This window comes from Empedobacter sp. UBA7252, from assembly GCF_002472765.1.
Classification (GTDB): Bacteria; Bacteroidota; Bacteroidia; order Flavobacteriales; family Weeksellaceae; genus Empedobacter; species Empedobacter falsenii_B.
This window is the reverse complement of record NZ_DKSQ01000080.1, coordinates 20,263-36,838: the sequence shown is the minus strand read 5'-3', so window position 1 is coordinate 36,838 and position 16,576 is coordinate 20,263. Positions and strand designations below refer to the sequence as shown.

Below are 16,576 nucleotides of genomic sequence, written 5' to 3'. Positions count from 1 at the left end.
CGTCGAACAACGGTCGAAGAATGGTCGAACAACAATCGAACAAACTAAAAAACAACTAAAAATTCATATCGCTCAAAACGATGATAAATAGAGGCATAAAAAAGAATTTTTCTTTTTACTAATTGAATAAATAATGATAGGACAAATACGGACACAAAAAATGTTTTTTTTATAATTATTCTAACTTTTTAGTATCTTTATGAATCTTCGTTTTTTGAAAAATCAATAAAAGACGAAAATTTATTAAAAACTTCCTCCGAAATTAGCACCTTCAAATAGTTTTAAAATTCCAAAAAAAGGAATAAAACTTAAAAGTAATACAAGATATAATATCCTATTTTTATAGTTAAAAATAATGGATATTACTGAAAAAAGTGGACATAAAATAAAAGACCCAAATCCAGTAATAGCTATAAAATCGAACATAAAATTTTGATTTCTTGCTATTTCAGTTCCATCAATACTATACATAACAATAAAGCATAGAAAGAAGAATATTGTCAATCCTATAAATACTCTTGATATGTTGATTTTGGTTGGCTGATTCATACAATTTATTTGAATAAAAATAAGTAAACTTTACAGAAAGCATCTCACTGAAAATAGTGATTTACAATTTTGCTTAAAATTTGATTGTATTGAAGCAGTAATAAACAAAAACCCCATACTGATAATCAGTATGGGTTTTCTTTAGATTGTGATCCAGTCAGGATTCGAACCTGAGACCTACTGCTTAGAAGGCAGTTGCTCTATCCAGCTGAGCTACTGGACCAATCCAAAATTCTATTACTAAAATTCGTCGGGGTGGCAGGATTCGAACCTGCGACCTCCTGCTCCCAAAGCAGGCGCGATGACCGGGCTACGCTACACCCCGAGTGGTGTTTTATTTCTAGCTTTAAAAAAGCGGAGAGACAGGGACTCGAACCCTGGCATCGGTTTCCCGATGACAGATTAGCAATCTGCTCCATTACCGCTCTGGCACCTCTCCTAACTTTTAAAAATAAGACTGATTAGTCTCATAAAGCGGTTGCAAATATATATTGACTTTTATTGCAAAACAAGTCTTTTTAGAAAAAAAATTAAATTATTTGGCTTAATTTTGGCTATTCAAAAGACTATTTAGAACTAAAAGAATGAATTTTAAAGGATTAGTATTTTCGGCAATTTCTTGTTTTTTTATTTTGGCTAGTTGTGCAACTAAAACAGTTCCACCAAAAACAATTACAAAAGTAATTCGTGACACAGTCATTATCAATTCAAAAACAGATCAACCGGAAATGACTCGAGCTGCAAAACTCGACAAGTACAAGGTGACAACAGATTATTATCCATCTATTTCGCAAGATGAACGTGTACGATTTTTAGTGTTACACTACACAGCAATCAACACAGAGTTATCGTTAAAAGTATTGACTCAGAAAGATGTAAGTGCACATTATTTGGTAAATGATTATGATGACAAAACAATTAATCTTTTAGTTGACGAAACAAAACGTGCATGGCATGCAGGTGTTAGTAGTTGGAAAGGATTGGATAATATAAACTTTTCTTCTATTGGTATCGAAATCGTTAATCTTGGAAACAAAGGAACGGATGCTTATCCAAATTACACGCCTTATCCAGATTATCAAATCAAAAAAGTAGGTGAATTGACACAAGATATTGTAAAACGTTATAATATTTCTCCTTTTAATGTAATTGGGCATTCTGATGTTGCGCCAGGAAGAAAACCAGATCCGGGTCCACTTTTCCCTTGGAAAAAATTATATACAGATTACGGTGTTGGTGCTTGGTACGATGATACAGACAAGTATGTATTTATGCAACAATATCCTTGGGATACAACAAGTTCCGTTTTTATCACACAAGTGCAAACTGATCTTAAGAAATATGGGTACAACGTTCCTACAAATGGAATGATAGACGCGCAAACAAAAAATGCAATTGTGGCATTTCAGATGCATTTCCGTCCAGAAAAATACGATGGAGTTGTAGATGCTGAAACTTGGGCAATCTTGAAAGCATTAAACAAAAAATATAATCCATAAATCAATTTTGATTTATAGTATGAAACTCCTACGTGTTAGGAGTTTTTTATGGAATAAACTTTCAGTAAAATAATATGAATAAATAGCTTAATTTTCATTAAAAATGGAATTGAGAGTTAAGAAAAATTGAAGTAATTTTATCCAAAATAATATAACATGGCTTTTAAAAGTTTGCGCCCAATTATTTGGACGAAAGATTTACAAAAAACAACAAAATTCTATAAAAAATTAGGATTTAAGATTGCTGATCAAAATGAAGATTGGATTTGGGCTTGCTTGCAAAAAGACGATGTAGAAATTATGTTGGCTTATCCAAATGAAGGAGCAGATTTTGAACGAGCTAATTTCACAGGTTCTTTTTATTTTGTTGTAGACAACGTAGACGAGTTGTGGAATCAAGTAAAAGATGATTGCGAAGTTGTATATGAAATTGAGACCTTTGAATGGGATATGCGCGAGTTTGCAATCTACGACAACAATGGTTATATCTTACAATTTGGACAAGAAATAGAAGTTACATTCGAAGATTAATTATGATCTCAAAACGATATTACAACATTATTTTAGCGATAATTATTCTTATTATTCCAATTGTTTTTTACATGATTATTAACACTATGGTTAGTATAAAATATGAAACCGACGGAGTTGACACTTGTATTTCTACTGTAACAGGAAAAAATCTTTGTTCGCAAATCGATCAACTAAAAGTTACTATTTATATTGACATGATTGTGATGATTTTCTGGTTAGCCTTAAGAAACTTAATCGTAAAAAAATAACTTATGGATTATCATTTCGAAGAAAAATTTGAACAAATTAATTTCTCAGAAAATCAAAATATATCTGGTGAATACGAGAATTGCGAGTTTATAAATTGTGATTTGAATGGATTAGATTTAAGCGATATCAAATTTATTCAATGTCAATTTATCGAATGTAATTTGAGTAATGTAACTTTAGAAAACACAAGCTTTCAGCAAGTTGAGTTTATGAATTGTAAAATGATAGGTTTTAATCTCGAAAATTCGAACAAATTTGGGTTAAGCATTTCATTTGAAAATTGTACGTTAAACGACTCATCTTTTTATGAATTACCGCTAAAAAAGACAAAGTTTAGCAATTGTTCTTTACAAAATGTAGAATTTTCTTTCGCAGATCTTAGTCAAGCTTATTTTATGAATTGTAATTTGGCTCACACCATTTTCTATCAGACCAATTTAAAGCAAGCCAACTTCAAAACGGCTTATAATTTCACGATAAATCCGAATGATAATCAATTGAAAGGCGCGCAGTTTTCCAAAGAAAATTGTGTTGGATTATTAGATTATCTTAGAATTACAATAAATTAAAAAAAGGTTTCGAATAAAATCGAAACCTTTTTTATGCTTTCTACTTATACTATTCTAATCAGAATAAATAATTTCAGATTATATTTTACTAAATCATAACATTTTAGAATAAATTACTTCTATATTTTATCAATTAGTCAATAATTATTTCTTGATTTAATAAATAATAAGATTATTATTGCATCTTTTTTTGATAAATTTTCTGAAATAAATCCAACTCAGATTATCAACTTAAAACTTTTCTTGACATTTTTTTAAGAAATTAAAAAAAATATTAGCGTATTATTTACACTAATAAAATAAAAAAGAAATTCTTTATCAAAAAAAGCATTATTATTATTCAATACATTATTTTAGATAAACTTAAGTCTATTAATTAAGTCAATACAAAATCACAAATAATGTACAACTAACACCATTTATTAAAAAATGAAAAAAATTTTTGTCGCAATTGCTCTACTATCCATTTTTGGAGCCACGGAATTGAAGGCTCAATATGCTTCTGAATATGACGGCGGTTTGGTCGTTAAATTAAATCCAGAAGGAAGTAAATATGTCCGATTTATTCTTTGGGGACAAACTTGGTTTCAGGATTACGAAGGAAAACACGCCAATGATGGATTTTCTATCAAACGAGCGCGCGTTCTTGCTTATTCACAAATCAATGATCGATTTATGATTTTAACACATTTTGGTGCAAATGGAATCTATGATAATAATCTTTCTCCGATGGGAAAAAGTACAGATGTATCGTTTTTCTTGCATGAAATGTTTTTACAATATAAGGTAACAAACAATTTAGCAATTGGTGCTGGAGTTCACAATTTTGGTGGAATTTCTCGTGGAAATGGTCAAGGTTCTATCAATATGTTGACCTTAGATAATAACAGAGCTGACTGGTCAACACTTGGTTTGTCTGATCAATTTTCAAATCATTTGGGAATGTTTGCAAAAGGGCGAATTGGAAAACTGAATTATCGTTTAGCATTAAGTGATGCTATTACTAATACTTTAGATGGAAACTCTTCGACAGTTTTAGAAAACGGACAAGAAAAGTATTTAGGAAAAGCGATACTTGGAGAAGGAAAATATGCGGTTTCAGGATATTTTGATTATCAATTTTTAGATCAAGAATCAAATGCTTTACCTTATCGCGTTGGAACCTATTTAGGAACTAAAAAAGTATTTAACATCGGAGCAGGATTTTTCAATCAAAGTAATGCAATTGTCAAAAAAGAAAATGATAATTTGATTGGAGAAAATGTAACTCATCTTGCTGTTGATGCTTTTTATGATGCGCCAATCGGAAAATCTTCTTCGATAACAGCTTATGCGAAATATCAAAATTCGGACATGGGCGAAAATTATGTACAAGGAAATGTTGTAGGAGATGGAAATCAGTTTTCTGGACATGTCGGGTATTTATTGCCTAAAAACATCAAAGAAGGAGAAGGAAAATTCCGTAATAGAATTCAGCCGTATGTAGGATATTCTTACAGAGATTTCAAAGGTCTAGTAAAGCCTGCAAACGAATTAAAATTAGGTGGAAACTGGTACATTGATGGTCAGAATGCTAAAATTTCTGTAGAATATCAAAAATCTTTCGATCAACCAAAACACATGGACGACATGATAACAATACAAGCAATGATATTATTATAAAAAAACACACAAGAATTAACACAAAAACACATTATTTATGAGCGAAACTGCTAACAAAAAAACAATCTGGAAAGTGATTGGTGCTTCCTCGATGGGAACGCTAATTGAATGGTATGACTTCTTTATTTTTGGAAGTTTAGCTGTTGTAATTTCTACTAAATTTTTCCCTGCTGACAATCCTACAGCTGCCTTTTTATCAACATTAGCAACATTTGCTGCTGGATTTGTTGTACGTCCATTTGGCGCGTTATTCTTTGGTCGATTAGGAGATATTATTGGTCGTAAATATACATTTATGGCAACTTTAGTATTAATGGGAGGAGCAACTTTTTTAATAGGATGTATTCCATCTTACGAATCAATTGGTTTTATCGCACCTTTATTAGTATTAATCTTACGTTTATTACAAGGTTTAGCACTTGGAGGCGAATATGGAGGTGCTGCAACATACGTAGCAGAACACGCACCAGACGGAGAAAGAGGATATTGGACTTCTTGGATACAAACCACTGCAACAGTTGGTTTATTTGTTTCGTTATTGGTTATTTTATTAACGAAAACATTATTATCAGAAGAGCAGTTTGACCTTTGGGGATGGCGAGTTCCATTTATCTTATCAATCTTAATGGTTTACGTTTCATATTTGATTCGTAAAAATATGGACGAATCGCCAGCTTTCAAAAAAGCAAAAGATGAAGGAACAACTTCTAAAAATCCTTTGAAAGAATCTTTCGGGAATCGTTACAATATGAAATTCGTTTTATTAGCACTTTTTGGAGCTGTGATGGGACAAGGAGTTGTGTGGTATACAGGTCAGTTTTACTCGATGAGTTACATGAAAACGGTGATGAATGTAGAATCTGATCAAGTAGATTCTTTGTTAGGAATTGCTTTATTATTTGGTACACCTTTCTTTGTGTTCTTTGGATGGCTGAGTGATAAAGTTGGTCGAAAATGGGTGATGTTAATCGGAATGATTGTCGCTGTATTCTCGTATCGACCAATTTACGAATCAATGTATCAAACAACAAATCTTGAAAATAAAGAAGTAATTGCAGCACAAACAATTGAAAAAGCTGAAATCAAAAATGTTGACGAAAAATCTGATTCTATTTATACAATTCAAAAATCATTTACAGATGGCACGACTTATAAACAAGTTACAACGCTTCATTTAGAAAATGGTCAAGCAAAAATTGTAGATGGAAAAGTAAGTGAAATTGTAAAAAAATCGACACATATTAATAGTGGTGATAAATGGAAATTAGTTGGATTAATTTGGATTCAAATTATTTTTATCACAATGGTTTATGGTCCAATTGCTGCGTTCTTAGTAGAAATGTTCCCTGTTAAAATTAGATATACATCGATGTCTTTGCCTTACCACGTAGGAAACGGAATTTTTGGAGGTCTTTTACCTGCTGTTTCTACTTATTTGGTAACAAATGCCAAAAACAACGGAGATCCACAGTTTTACTTAGAGGGTCTTTGGTATCCTATTGGAATTGCGGCTGTTTGTTTTATCATCGGAGCAATTTATATCAGTAATAAAGACAGAAATGTTAACTAAAAAAACTATTAAAAATGGAAGCAATTAAAAAAATATTAGGAATCGTTTGGATCGCATTATCACTTGTTGTAGCCTACTTTTGTATTATGGAATTTGGAATTCCAAAATTATCATCAGGCTCTCAAGATGATTTAGTATTCGGAATTATTATTCTATTTGTCCTTACACCAATTATAGTTATTGGAATGGCTCTTTTTGGCTATTATGCTTTACTCGGTGAATACAGTGATGAAAAAATGTAAAAAACTATACACGAAATCCTCAACATATGTTGAGGATTTTTTTGTATTTTAGAATATGATGCAACGACTTATTATTATTTTATTCATTCTATTTTCTTCTTGTTCTAATTCGATTAGAGAAGGAAATTATTATGAAAAAATTGACAAGTATAATATAGAATATACGATAAAAGGAAAAGGTCCTGTTCTAATTGTTGGGCATCCTACTTCTGGGAAAACTGCATACGAAAACTCTTTACAACCTTTAGAAAAATATTTTACAGTTGTCTACTATAATTCCCGTGGAATTGGACGTTCCGAAACGCCAAAATCTTACGAAGAATACCAAGATTCGCATCTCGTAAAGGAAATTGACGAACTAAGAAAAAAATTGAATATAGATCAAATTTGGCTGTTTGGACATTCAGATCAAAATGCGATTGCTTTGCAATATGCGGTAGATTATCCTGAGCACTTAGATGGTTTGATTCTTTCTGGAACTGGATTTATCAATAATTTTGATGAAATGATGAATGATCGAAATATCTTCGAAACTAAACGAAAAAATACCGAAAAGTGGTTCAAACAAGTTGTAGATGACTGGGATTATATGCTAAAAAATAACACTAAAACAGATGCTTCTGGTCGAGACTTATCTTATTCTCCGATAAAATGGTGGTGCTACAATCAAGAAACTTTCGAAAAAGTAAAACCTTATTACGACTCCATCCAAAAAATAGGGAAACGAAAAGAAATTCCTAATCAAATTAATCCATATACGACTGAACAAAATATTGATAAATATCTCATCTATCAAGAAAAATTCAATCAAATTACAATTCCAATTTTAATTATTAATGGAAAATTTGATACAAATAATCCTCCGAAAAAAGTCGAAAAACTTCATGAATATCTTCAAAATTCAGATTTATTTTTAATCGATCATGCAGGACATTTTCCTTGGATTGAACAAAAAAATGAAACTTTTCAGATAATAAAAAATTGGTTGGATATAAATCTTAATAGATAAAATTTTTAATTTATTTCACCTCTAAAAATTCATTTTTCAATAATCCTTTTGACGAAATCAGAAAAAAAATATCGATAAAACGTTAACACTATTCGAATAGTTTTGGCATAATTTGTGTCATTCACAATTTAAAATCAACAAATTATGAAAAAAGTATTTTTAACATTAGTGCTCGCAGTATTTGCAACTTCAGCATTTGCGCAAAAAATTAAAACACCTCAAACATCTGCTAACGTAGGTTCTACACCGATCAAACAAGGTAATTGGTTAGTAGGAGGTTCTATTGGATCTTTAGGTTACTCTTTTGAAGGAGAAAACTTTAACATTAACTTAAATCCTCAAGCTGGATATTTTGTTTCTGATGGATTTGCAGTTGGTCTTACAACTGGTTTTGGCTTACAAACTGTAAAAGATGGAGATAACATTTACCAATATAAATTAATGCCATTTGCTCGTTACTATTTTCCTGAAGGAGCAAGTTCTACAGGACGTTTCTTTGGACAAGGTGAAGTAGGTATAACTGGAGCTAAAAGCGGTGGAGTTTCAGATACTTCTTTCGGTTTCGGAATTAACGCAGGTTACGCACACTTCGTTTCTAGAAATGTAGCTTTAGAAGGAATGGTTGGATACAATTATTCTAAATCTAATTTAGCAAATGCTCAAGCTCAAAACGGGTTAGGATTAGCTGTAGGTTTCCAAATTTATTTAGGACATAATTAATGGAATTAACATTCTATTCATTAAAATAATAAAAGCCTTGCGTTTGCAAGGCTTTTTCATTTATAATAAATTTCTAAAATTGTTTTATATCTGTTCTTTTCCCGTGATAGAAAAGAATTTTCCAATGTTCTTCTTTTGATTTTTGTTCCCAAACTACACGATCTTCCATCGCTTTTACGCCATCAACATCATTTTTGAAGGCTGCGTGGTATCTAAAATAATTGAGTTGAGGCAAATTATCTGCACCATAAAAAATAATTTCATTTCCCTCTTTTATCCAAAAAACTTGTTGAAATGGCACATGACCTCCTGTTACTTCAAATTGGATATTATCCGAAATAAAAGCAGAATTTTCATCATTCATCCATACAATATTTTTGAATGATTTCAACTTTTCTAAACGTTCATAATTGTAAGAATTATTTGTTTGAGCAACCGCATAATCAAATTCGCGTTGCTGAATATAAATTTTTGCTTCAGGAAAATTACATACAAACTGATCCCCTACCCAATTTCCAATTCCGTTGATATGATCTTTATGTAAATGCGAAATCAATACTTTAGTAATTTGATTTGGATTAATATTATATTCGCGTAATTTTTTTAGAATGATAGGTTCACAATCTACTTCAGTTCCGAAACCACAATCAATCAAAATATTTTCATCTCCAATTTGTATCAAAAATGGACGAACAATAAGATTATATCCGTCAGCGGGATTTTTAACATCAATATTATCACCTAAATAATGAAACTCTTTTTTTGCATCAACATGAAAAACACCTTCTAAAAGAGGAATAACTTTCATTTACTTTTATTTTTTACAAAGGTAATTCGTTTAGATTCTCTCTACAAAAAAAGGCTTCCAAAATAGGAAGCCTTAAAAATATTATGATTCAAATCTTATTTTACAATTGTCATTTCATCAACGATGTGTTTTGCTCCAGCAAATTTATCAACAACCCATAAAACGTATCGAATATCTACAGAAATCGTACGTTGTAATTTAGGATCAAAGATTACATCACCAGCCATTGCTTCGATGTTTCCGTCAAATGCAATACCGATTAATTCACCTTTACCATTCATTACTGGAGAACCTGAGTTACCACCTGTAATGTCATTATTTGACAAGAAATTTACGTGTAAATATCCATCTTTATCTCCATATTGTCCATAATCTTTGGCTTTCGCTAAATCTATTAAACGTTGTGGATTTTCGAACTCTTCGTCACCTGCGATGTGTTTTGCAACTGTACCTTCTAATGTTGTAAAATAGTTAGAAGCAACATCTGGTTGACGTTTTGGATTTGTACTTTTCGGTAAATTTTGGATAGATCCGTAAGTTAAACGTAACGTAGAGTTTGCATCTGGATATAAGATATTCCCGATTTTAGACTCACGTAAACCTTTTACTAATAAACGGAAATTTTTAGAATAAGTATCATTCAATTTCGCTTGCTCATCAGTTTGCTTAGAAGCTCTTTCTACTAAAGCATTTGATAAAACATATAAAGGATCTTTTTTCAAGACTTCTACATCTGGAGAAATTAAGAAATTCTCAACTTGTTTTTGATCAGCGAAGAAACTTCTTTCAACAGCATCATTTACATAAGCTGTAAAGTTCTTGTTATTTTGCTTCGCTAAATCAGCAACATAAGGCGCTAAACCAGCTTCGCTCGCTTTAGAAGCATAAAGATTTAATTGAGCAGCCAATAAATCTTTTTCTAAAGGTAAATACATTTTTTCGTAATATGCATTGATTGCATTCTGAATTTTCGGACGCATTTCATCACGTTTTGCATCATTCGCTGCTGCATAGTTTTCTAATGCTTTTCCAATAGAATATGGCGCACTTGCTAAAGTTGAGTAACGCAATAAAATGTTGATGTAATTGTTATGACGAGCATCTAAATTTGTTTTCGCATAATAATTATTCAAATTCGAAACAACATCACCATATTCGGCTTTGTTTGATCCTTTTTGAGCCCATTTATTGAATTTTTCTTCTTCTTTTGTTTTCTTCGCAACAGTTCCGTGAAGTTTTAAAGCTTCGATCATTCCATCACGATTTTTCCAATAGTTCGCAACTCCAGCATATTTAGAAGCATAATCAATATTTACTTTTTGATTTTGCTCCATATATTTTTTCATTTGATCCATTGTCACTTTAGAAGCTTCAACCCATGCAGGATAAGCGTACTCTACATTTTGAGCAACACCTTGCGCTGGCATCCAACGATTTGTACGACCTGGATAACCTAAAATCATAGCGAAATCATTTGGTTGATATCCTTTTAAAGAAACTGGTAAATGATGTTTTGGTTGCAACGGAACATTGCTTGTAGAATAAGCTGCAGGATTTCCATCTTTGTCACCATATACGCGGAACATAGAGAAATCTCCTGTGTGACGTGGCCATTCCCAGTTATCTGTATCTCCACCATATTTTCCAATAGAACTTGGAGGTGTTCCTACTAAACGTACATCCTCATAGTCTTGGTAAACAAAATAGTAATATTCATTTCCTTGGAAGAATGAACGAACAGAAACAACATATTTTCCGTTTTCACTGTTCTCTTTTTCAATTTTTGCAATCTCTTGGTTAATCGCTTTTTCACGATCTAACTCAGACATTTTATCATTTACAACACCTAAAATACGTTTAGAAACATCATCCATACGAACGAAGAAACGTACTTTTAAGCTTTTTGGTTTTAACTCAGCAGCTTTATCTTTCGCCCAAAAACCATCTTTTAAGTAATCATGTTCTGGAGCAGATAATTCAGCAATAGCACCATAACCACAGTGGTGATTTGTCAAAACTAAACCTTGTCCAGAAACCATTTCAGCAGTACATCCACCACCAAATTGTACAATAGCATCTTTTAAAGAGTTATTGTTGATACTATAAATTTCTTCTGAAGTTAATTGTAAACCTTGTTTTTGCATATCACGGTGATTCAGACGCTCGATGAACATCAAAAACCACATTCCTTCGTCAGCTTTCACTTTAAAAGGAAAAAGCATAACCACTAAAAGCGTGGATAATAAAAATTTTTTCATTATTTGTTTGTCTTCAATTTTACGAATTGCTAAAATAATTGATTATCTGAAGTTCTCCTAATCTTTAAGTATTTAATAAAGTTTTACTGAGGTTTTATTGTTAAAAAAAGATTATTTTTATTTAATTAACACAAAATTTGAATCGTGAAAGTAAAAATTAAAATCATTAATCTACTTTAGGTTATGATTGGTTTTATAGAACAAAAAAATCCGAGAAAATCTCGGACTTTTTACTTTATATCAAAACTTAATTAAGCTTCTTTATTATCTTGAGGTTTATCCTCTTTTTTCTCTGCTGATTTAGCAGGTTTTTCTGTTCTCTCTGGTTTTGGCAACAAAGCTTTACGAGATAATTTCATTTTCTTTTTATCATCGTAACCTAAGAATTTAACATCAATTTTATCACCGATGTTTACAGAATCTTCAACTTTTTCAAGACGTCTGTGCTCTAATTCAGAAATGTGAACTAAACCTTCAACTCCTTTTGCAATCTCTACAAACGCTCCAAATGGTTTGATAGATTTTACAACTGAATGATATGTTTCACCAACTTCTGGAACGAAAGCAATTTGTTTGATTCTTTCTACAACACGATCGATGTTTTCTTGAATCACACCATTGATTTCTACACGTCCTGTTGTATCTAACTCAGTAATTGCAATAACTGTTTCAGTTTCTTTTTGCATTTCTTGAATTACTTTTCCTCCAGGTCCGATTACTGCTCCAATGAATTCTTTAGGAATTTCAATTACAACAACTTTTGGTGCATTTGGTTTCAATTGTGGACGAGGTGCTGGTAAAGTTTCTAATAATTTACCTAAAATGTGCTCACGACCTTCTTTTGCTTGTAACAAAGCTGTTTCCATGATTTCCATAGATAAACCTTGTACTTTAATATCCATTTGACAAGCTGTGATACCGTCTGCAGTTCCTGTTACTTTAAAGTCCATATCTCCTAAGTGATCTTCATCTCCTAAGATATCAGACAATACTGTAAATTTCCCTGATTTAGTATCTGTGATTAACCCCATTGCAATACCTGAAACTGGTTTCTTCATTTGTAAACCAGAGTCCATAATTGCTAATGTTCCTGCACAAACTGTTGCCATAGAAGAAGAACCGTTAGATTCTAATACTTCAGAAACAATACGAACTGTATAAGGACAATCGTCAGGTAACATTTGCGCTAAAGCACGTTGTGCTAAGTTTCCGTGACCAACTTCACGACGAGAAGTTCCTCTTAATGGACGAGCTTCACCTGTTGAGAATGGAGGGAAATTATAGTGTAAAAAGAATTTTTCGTCGAAGTTTGTTACAACTCCATCAACCATATTAGCATCTTTAGAAGAACCTAAAGTTACTGTAGCTAATGCTTGAGTTTCCCCACGTGTGAAGATTGCAGAACCATGAGTTGATGGTAAATAATCAACTTCTGTCCAAATTGGACGAATCGTTTTTGGATCACGTCCATCTAAACGAATTCCTTCGTTTAAGATTAATTGACGTACAGCTTCTTTTTGTACATCGTGGAAGTAAATGTGAGCAAAAGGAGTTACACGAGCTAACTCTTCTTCATCTCCTTCGTATTGAGCTAAGAAATCTGCTTCAACTTGAGCAAATTTATCACCTCTTTCGTGTTTATCAGATGGGTGTTTAGCGATATCATAAAATTTATCATATCCATAAGCCCATACTTTTTCGCGAATTTCTTCGTCGTGTGTTTCGTGGCTATATTCACGTTTTGGTAAAGATTTACCTACTTTCGCTGCTAAACTTTCTTGTGCTTCAATTTGTTTTTTAATCTCAGCATGAGCAAATTCAATTGCGTCTAACATTTCACGTTCAGAAATTTCGCTCATCTCCCCTTCTACCATTACAACAGAATCTTTAGAAGCACCAACCATAATGTCGATATCTGCTTGGTCTAATTGTTCTTTTGAAGGATTAATCATTAACTCACCATTCAAACGAATAACGCGAGCTTCTGAAATTAATGTGAAAGGAATATCTGTAATTGCAATGGCTGCTGATGCAGCTAAACCAGCTAAAGCTTCTGGCATTACATTTTTGTCGTAAGAAATAAGTGAGATCATGACCTGAACCTCAGCATGAAAGTCTTCTGGAAACATTGGGCGTAAAACACGGTCTACAAGACGCATTGTTAATACTTCATCATCTGATGGTTTTGCTTCTCTTCTGAAGAAATTCCCTGGGATGCGTCCTGCAGCGTAAAATTTTTCTCTATAATCTACTGTTAAAGGTAAAAAATCTACACCTGGATTTGCTTCTTTGTTTGCTACAACTGTAGCTAATAACATGGTGTCGCCCATGCGTACAACCACAGATCCGTCAGCTTGTTTTGCTAATTTCCCTGTTTCGATTGTAATTTCTCTTCCGTCTGAAAGAGTAATTTTTTCTGTGATCGCCTGTGGAATCATTCGTCTTCTTAGTATTTAATTCGTCTAAAGTTAAAGCCGTTTGCTTTAACTGCATTATATAAAGATAAATATCTTATTTTAATTTATAACAAAAAAAAAGGCAATTTCTACGTAATTGCCCTTTTATATTGTGTTTAAAATTACTTACGTAATCCTAATTCAGCGATAATCGCACGGTATCTTGTGATATCTTTTTTCTTTAAGTAGTTTAATAACGCTTTACGCTTACCAACTAACATAACTAATGATCTTTCTGTATTAAAATCTTTGTGATTTTTTTTCAAGTGACCAGTTAAGTGGTTAATTCTGTAAGTGAATAATGCGATTTGCCCTTCTGCAGATCCTGTATCTGTTGCAGATTTACCATGCTTTGCGAATAATTCGCTTTTTACTTCTGATGTTAAGTACATGCCAATATTATTTAATAATTATTATGTAATGAGGTGCAAATGTACAACTATTATATGAAATAATAAACTTTGTACAAAAATAAAAGTGACCGATTGGTTAATTCGGTCACTTTTTAAAAATTTGGTTTAGTTTGATTTAGATAGATAATAGAAAGTGATGTTTTAATTTCTACTAAATCAGATAGGTTTGTTAGTTGTAAAAGACTTGCTTTCACGATTTTTGGTTGGTAGGTTAAAAGTCGGCTTAGTTTTTTAATAAGTAATTAATAGGTTGGTTAATAATTATTAAAAATAGGTTTGGGTAGGTAAGATTAATCTTCTATAATTCGTATTTTTTTATTCGTGATAACTTTTATCGGATACACAATTTTTTCATTTTCTGTTTGTATTGTCATACATATATTATTAATTGCAATTATCACGCCTTTTGTCTCATCTTCTATGATTACTTTTTGTCCAATTTCAAAATTCCTATTTGTGTAAAACGACAATAATAATCTATAAATAATATCTTTAGAACCTAATCCAAATGCAATTGCCAATGTCAAAAATATTGATCCTAAAATTAATGACAGATTATTTGTAATTAGCTCTGTATTAACACCTGCTTGATTTAATGAAGTAATTATCGTAAAAATAAGGATGATATAAAAAATGATATTACTAATAATATTTGCTCCGTTTAAATCAATTGATTTAATTAAACTTCTTAAAAAAGTTTTGATATAGTTAGCCAAATAAAATCCTCCAGCAAATATTAACACTGCACTAAAAAATTGTGGCAGATAATCTACAATTCTTCCTATTTGGTTAGAAACGACTGTTAATCCAAAAATATCAGATCCTATAATAATGATTAACAAAATAATAAACAATCGTACAAATTGTAAAATAATCTTAGAAGGATCTATTTCAATAGAGGAGTTTTTCAACGCTTCACTGTTGTTTAAAGCATTTTTTAATTTATCTATCTTAGATAATTTTAATATGTACTTAGTCAATATTAGAATCAATCTTAGCAAGATATATGACAGGATAATGAATATAATACCTCCTACAACTTTAGGAAAAACGAGTACCATTTCTTGATATAAACTTTCTAACAAGCTAAAATTTAAACCTATATTCATATAATCTATTTATAGTTAACCTTCTTTATCTTTTTTGTTCGGTTTGTTAGTTGATTTTTTTCCGATTCCGAAGAAATTTCCAATTGTGCTTGGATATTTTACTGAAACCAAATCGGCTACCTCCAACGATAATTTTATTAAAGCAACATCATCCATAACTTTTTGTTTTATTGTTTCTGGAAGCTTTTCATTGGCTAGTATAGTCTTAAAAGGATTTTCCATTTTACAAAGCGTTATAAATTTTTAGTAAACGATTTTTTGCTCTATTCAATCTCATCTTAGTTGCACTTTCTCCAATCTCTAAAGTTTCTGAAATTTCTTTGATTGAAAATTCATCTTGATATTTCATGAGTAATATAGATTTCTCTTCGACATCCAACTCCTTTAGGGACTGCGTTAGTTTTTCGATTTTTAATTCAAAAATTTCTTTGTCATCAATAATTTCATCATTATAGTTATCAACCAAATCATCCGTTACCGAATAATTTTTTCTTTCTTCTTTTATCTTTCGTTGCACATGATTGACACAAAAATTATATGTAAAAGAATATAACCAAGTAGAGAATTTAGATTTTGATTGATATGTTTTCAGTTTTACAAACAACTTTACAAATATATCGTGCGTCATATCTTGTGCCTCAGCTTGATCCTCTACAAAACTCAAACATTTATTATATACCGTATGTGCATACCTATCATACAATATACCGAACAAATGCTGATTTTTTGTTTCGACAATCTTATACACCAAAATGTCATCTGCAATATTTTCTATAGAATCTTTTGACATTTTAACTGCTTACATTTAATATGACACACCTATTCTTATTTGGTCACTCATTTTTTTAGCTTTTTTTATCAAAAAAAATTAAATAATTTTAATTTAATCGAATATCTATTTAAAATACAATAATATACAAAAAAAAACC

17 protein-coding genes and 3 tRNA genes are annotated in these 16,576 nt (G+C 31.3%); 9 read left to right on the top strand and 11 right to left on the bottom strand.

What is annotated here, in order from left to right; genetic code table 11:
* Positions 1 to 243: 243 nt before the first annotated feature.
* The 4 genes from B2X73_RS11670 to B2X73_RS11655 form a co-directional block, all read right to left on the bottom strand.
* On the bottom strand, positions 244 to 549 hold the full coding sequence (locus B2X73_RS11670; RefSeq protein WP_180906354.1) for a hypothetical protein: 306 nt from the start codon (positions 547 to 549) through the stop codon (positions 244 to 246).
* A gap of 149 nt (positions 550 to 698) precedes the next feature.
* Positions 699 to 772 (bottom strand) — tRNA-Arg (locus B2X73_RS11665).
* 27 nt (positions 773 to 799) lie between these two features.
* Positions 800 to 874: transfer RNA gene (locus tag B2X73_RS11660), tRNA-Pro, on the bottom strand.
* A gap of 30 nt (positions 875 to 904) precedes the next feature.
* Positions 905 to 988 (bottom strand) — tRNA-Ser (locus B2X73_RS11655).
* A 145-nt stretch (positions 989 to 1,133) separates the two neighbouring features.
* On the opposite strand from B2X73_RS11655, the gene B2X73_RS11650 reads away from it, so the two are divergent.
* The 9 genes from B2X73_RS11650 to B2X73_RS11610 all read left to right on the top strand — a co-directional run bounded on the left by B2X73_RS11650 (position 1,134) and on the right by B2X73_RS11610 (position 8,603).
* A complete protein-coding gene (locus tag B2X73_RS11650) occupies positions 1,134 to 2,048 on the top strand; it encodes an N-acetylmuramoyl-L-alanine amidase (RefSeq protein ID WP_114999956.1) in 915 nt (304 codons plus the stop codon).
* Positions 2,049 to 2,204: 156 nt separating this feature from the next.
* On the top strand, positions 2,205 to 2,579 hold the full coding sequence (locus B2X73_RS11645; protein WP_038333665.1) for a VOC family protein: 375 nt from the start codon (positions 2,205 to 2,207) through the stop codon (positions 2,577 to 2,579).
* A 2-nt stretch (positions 2,580 to 2,581) separates the two neighbouring features.
* Complete coding sequence (locus B2X73_RS11640) at positions 2,582 to 2,830, top strand: hypothetical protein (RefSeq protein ID WP_180906344.1); 249 nt, start codon at positions 2,582 to 2,584, stop codon at positions 2,828 to 2,830.
* A 3-nt stretch (positions 2,831 to 2,833) separates the two neighbouring features.
* Positions 2,834 to 3,400, top strand: coding sequence for a pentapeptide repeat-containing protein (locus B2X73_RS11635; protein WP_180906343.1), 567 nt, complete (start codon positions 2,834 to 2,836; stop codon positions 3,398 to 3,400).
* A 429-nt stretch (positions 3,401 to 3,829) separates the two neighbouring features.
* Positions 3,830 to 5,062 carry a hypothetical protein gene (locus B2X73_RS11630; protein WP_114999950.1) on the top strand — a complete coding sequence of 411 codons (1,233 nt, stop codon included), beginning with the start codon at positions 3,830 to 3,832 and terminating at the stop codon, positions 5,060 to 5,062.
* 37 nt (positions 5,063 to 5,099) lie between these two features.
* On the top strand, positions 5,100 to 6,632 hold the full coding sequence (locus tag B2X73_RS11625; RefSeq protein ID WP_180906341.1) for an MFS transporter: 1,533 nt from the start codon (positions 5,100 to 5,102) through the stop codon (positions 6,630 to 6,632).
* 14 nt (positions 6,633 to 6,646) lie between these two features.
* On the top strand, positions 6,647 to 6,874 hold the full coding sequence (locus B2X73_RS11620) for a DUF6814 family protein (RefSeq protein ID WP_291096496.1): 228 nt from the start codon (positions 6,647 to 6,649) through the stop codon (positions 6,872 to 6,874).
* A gap of 55 nt (positions 6,875 to 6,929) precedes the next feature.
* Positions 6,930 to 7,883 (top strand): alpha/beta hydrolase, encoded by a 954-nt coding sequence (locus B2X73_RS11615; protein ID WP_291096494.1) that lies wholly within the window; start codon positions 6,930 to 6,932, stop codon positions 7,881 to 7,883.
* A gap of 144 nt (positions 7,884 to 8,027) precedes the next feature.
* The gene (locus tag B2X73_RS11610) at positions 8,028 to 8,603 is read left to right on the top strand and encodes a hypothetical protein (RefSeq protein WP_291096492.1); all 576 of its coding nucleotides are present in this window, start codon (positions 8,028 to 8,030) and stop codon (positions 8,601 to 8,603) included.
* 73 nt (positions 8,604 to 8,676) lie between these two features.
* Here B2X73_RS11610 and B2X73_RS11605 read toward each other — a convergent pair whose 3' ends face one another.
* The 7 genes from B2X73_RS11605 to B2X73_RS11575 form a co-directional block, all read right to left on the bottom strand.
* Positions 8,677 to 9,411 (bottom strand): MBL fold metallo-hydrolase, encoded by a 735-nt coding sequence (locus B2X73_RS11605; protein WP_291096490.1) that lies wholly within the window; start codon positions 9,409 to 9,411, stop codon positions 8,677 to 8,679.
* A gap of 95 nt (positions 9,412 to 9,506) precedes the next feature.
* Positions 9,507 to 11,669 carry a S46 family peptidase gene (locus tag B2X73_RS11600; RefSeq protein ID WP_291096488.1) on the bottom strand — a complete coding sequence of 721 codons (2,163 nt, stop codon included), beginning with the start codon at positions 11,667 to 11,669 and terminating at the stop codon, positions 9,507 to 9,509.
* 251 nt (positions 11,670 to 11,920) lie between these two features.
* A complete protein-coding gene (locus B2X73_RS11595; protein ID WP_038333655.1) occupies positions 11,921 to 14,107 on the bottom strand; it encodes a polyribonucleotide nucleotidyltransferase in 2,187 nt (728 codons plus the stop codon).
* A gap of 140 nt (positions 14,108 to 14,247) precedes the next feature.
* Positions 14,248 to 14,517, bottom strand: coding sequence for a 30S ribosomal protein S15 (gene rpsO, locus B2X73_RS11590; RefSeq protein WP_038333654.1), 270 nt, complete (start codon positions 14,515 to 14,517; stop codon positions 14,248 to 14,250).
* Positions 14,518 to 14,828: 311 nt separating this feature from the next.
* Entirely contained in the window at positions 14,829 to 15,647 is an 819-nt protein-coding gene (locus B2X73_RS11585) for a mechanosensitive ion channel family protein (protein WP_280050084.1), read from the bottom strand.
* A 15-nt stretch (positions 15,648 to 15,662) separates the two neighbouring features.
* The gene (locus B2X73_RS11580; protein ID WP_038333652.1) at positions 15,663 to 15,869 is read right to left on the bottom strand and encodes a hypothetical protein; all 207 of its coding nucleotides are present in this window, start codon (positions 15,867 to 15,869) and stop codon (positions 15,663 to 15,665) included.
* A 1-nt stretch (position 15,870) separates the two neighbouring features.
* Positions 15,871 to 16,437, bottom strand: a complete 567-nt coding sequence (locus B2X73_RS11575) for an RNA polymerase sigma factor (RefSeq protein ID WP_038333651.1) — start codon at positions 16,435 to 16,437, stop codon at positions 15,871 to 15,873.
* Positions 16,438 to 16,576 lie beyond the last annotated feature (139 nt).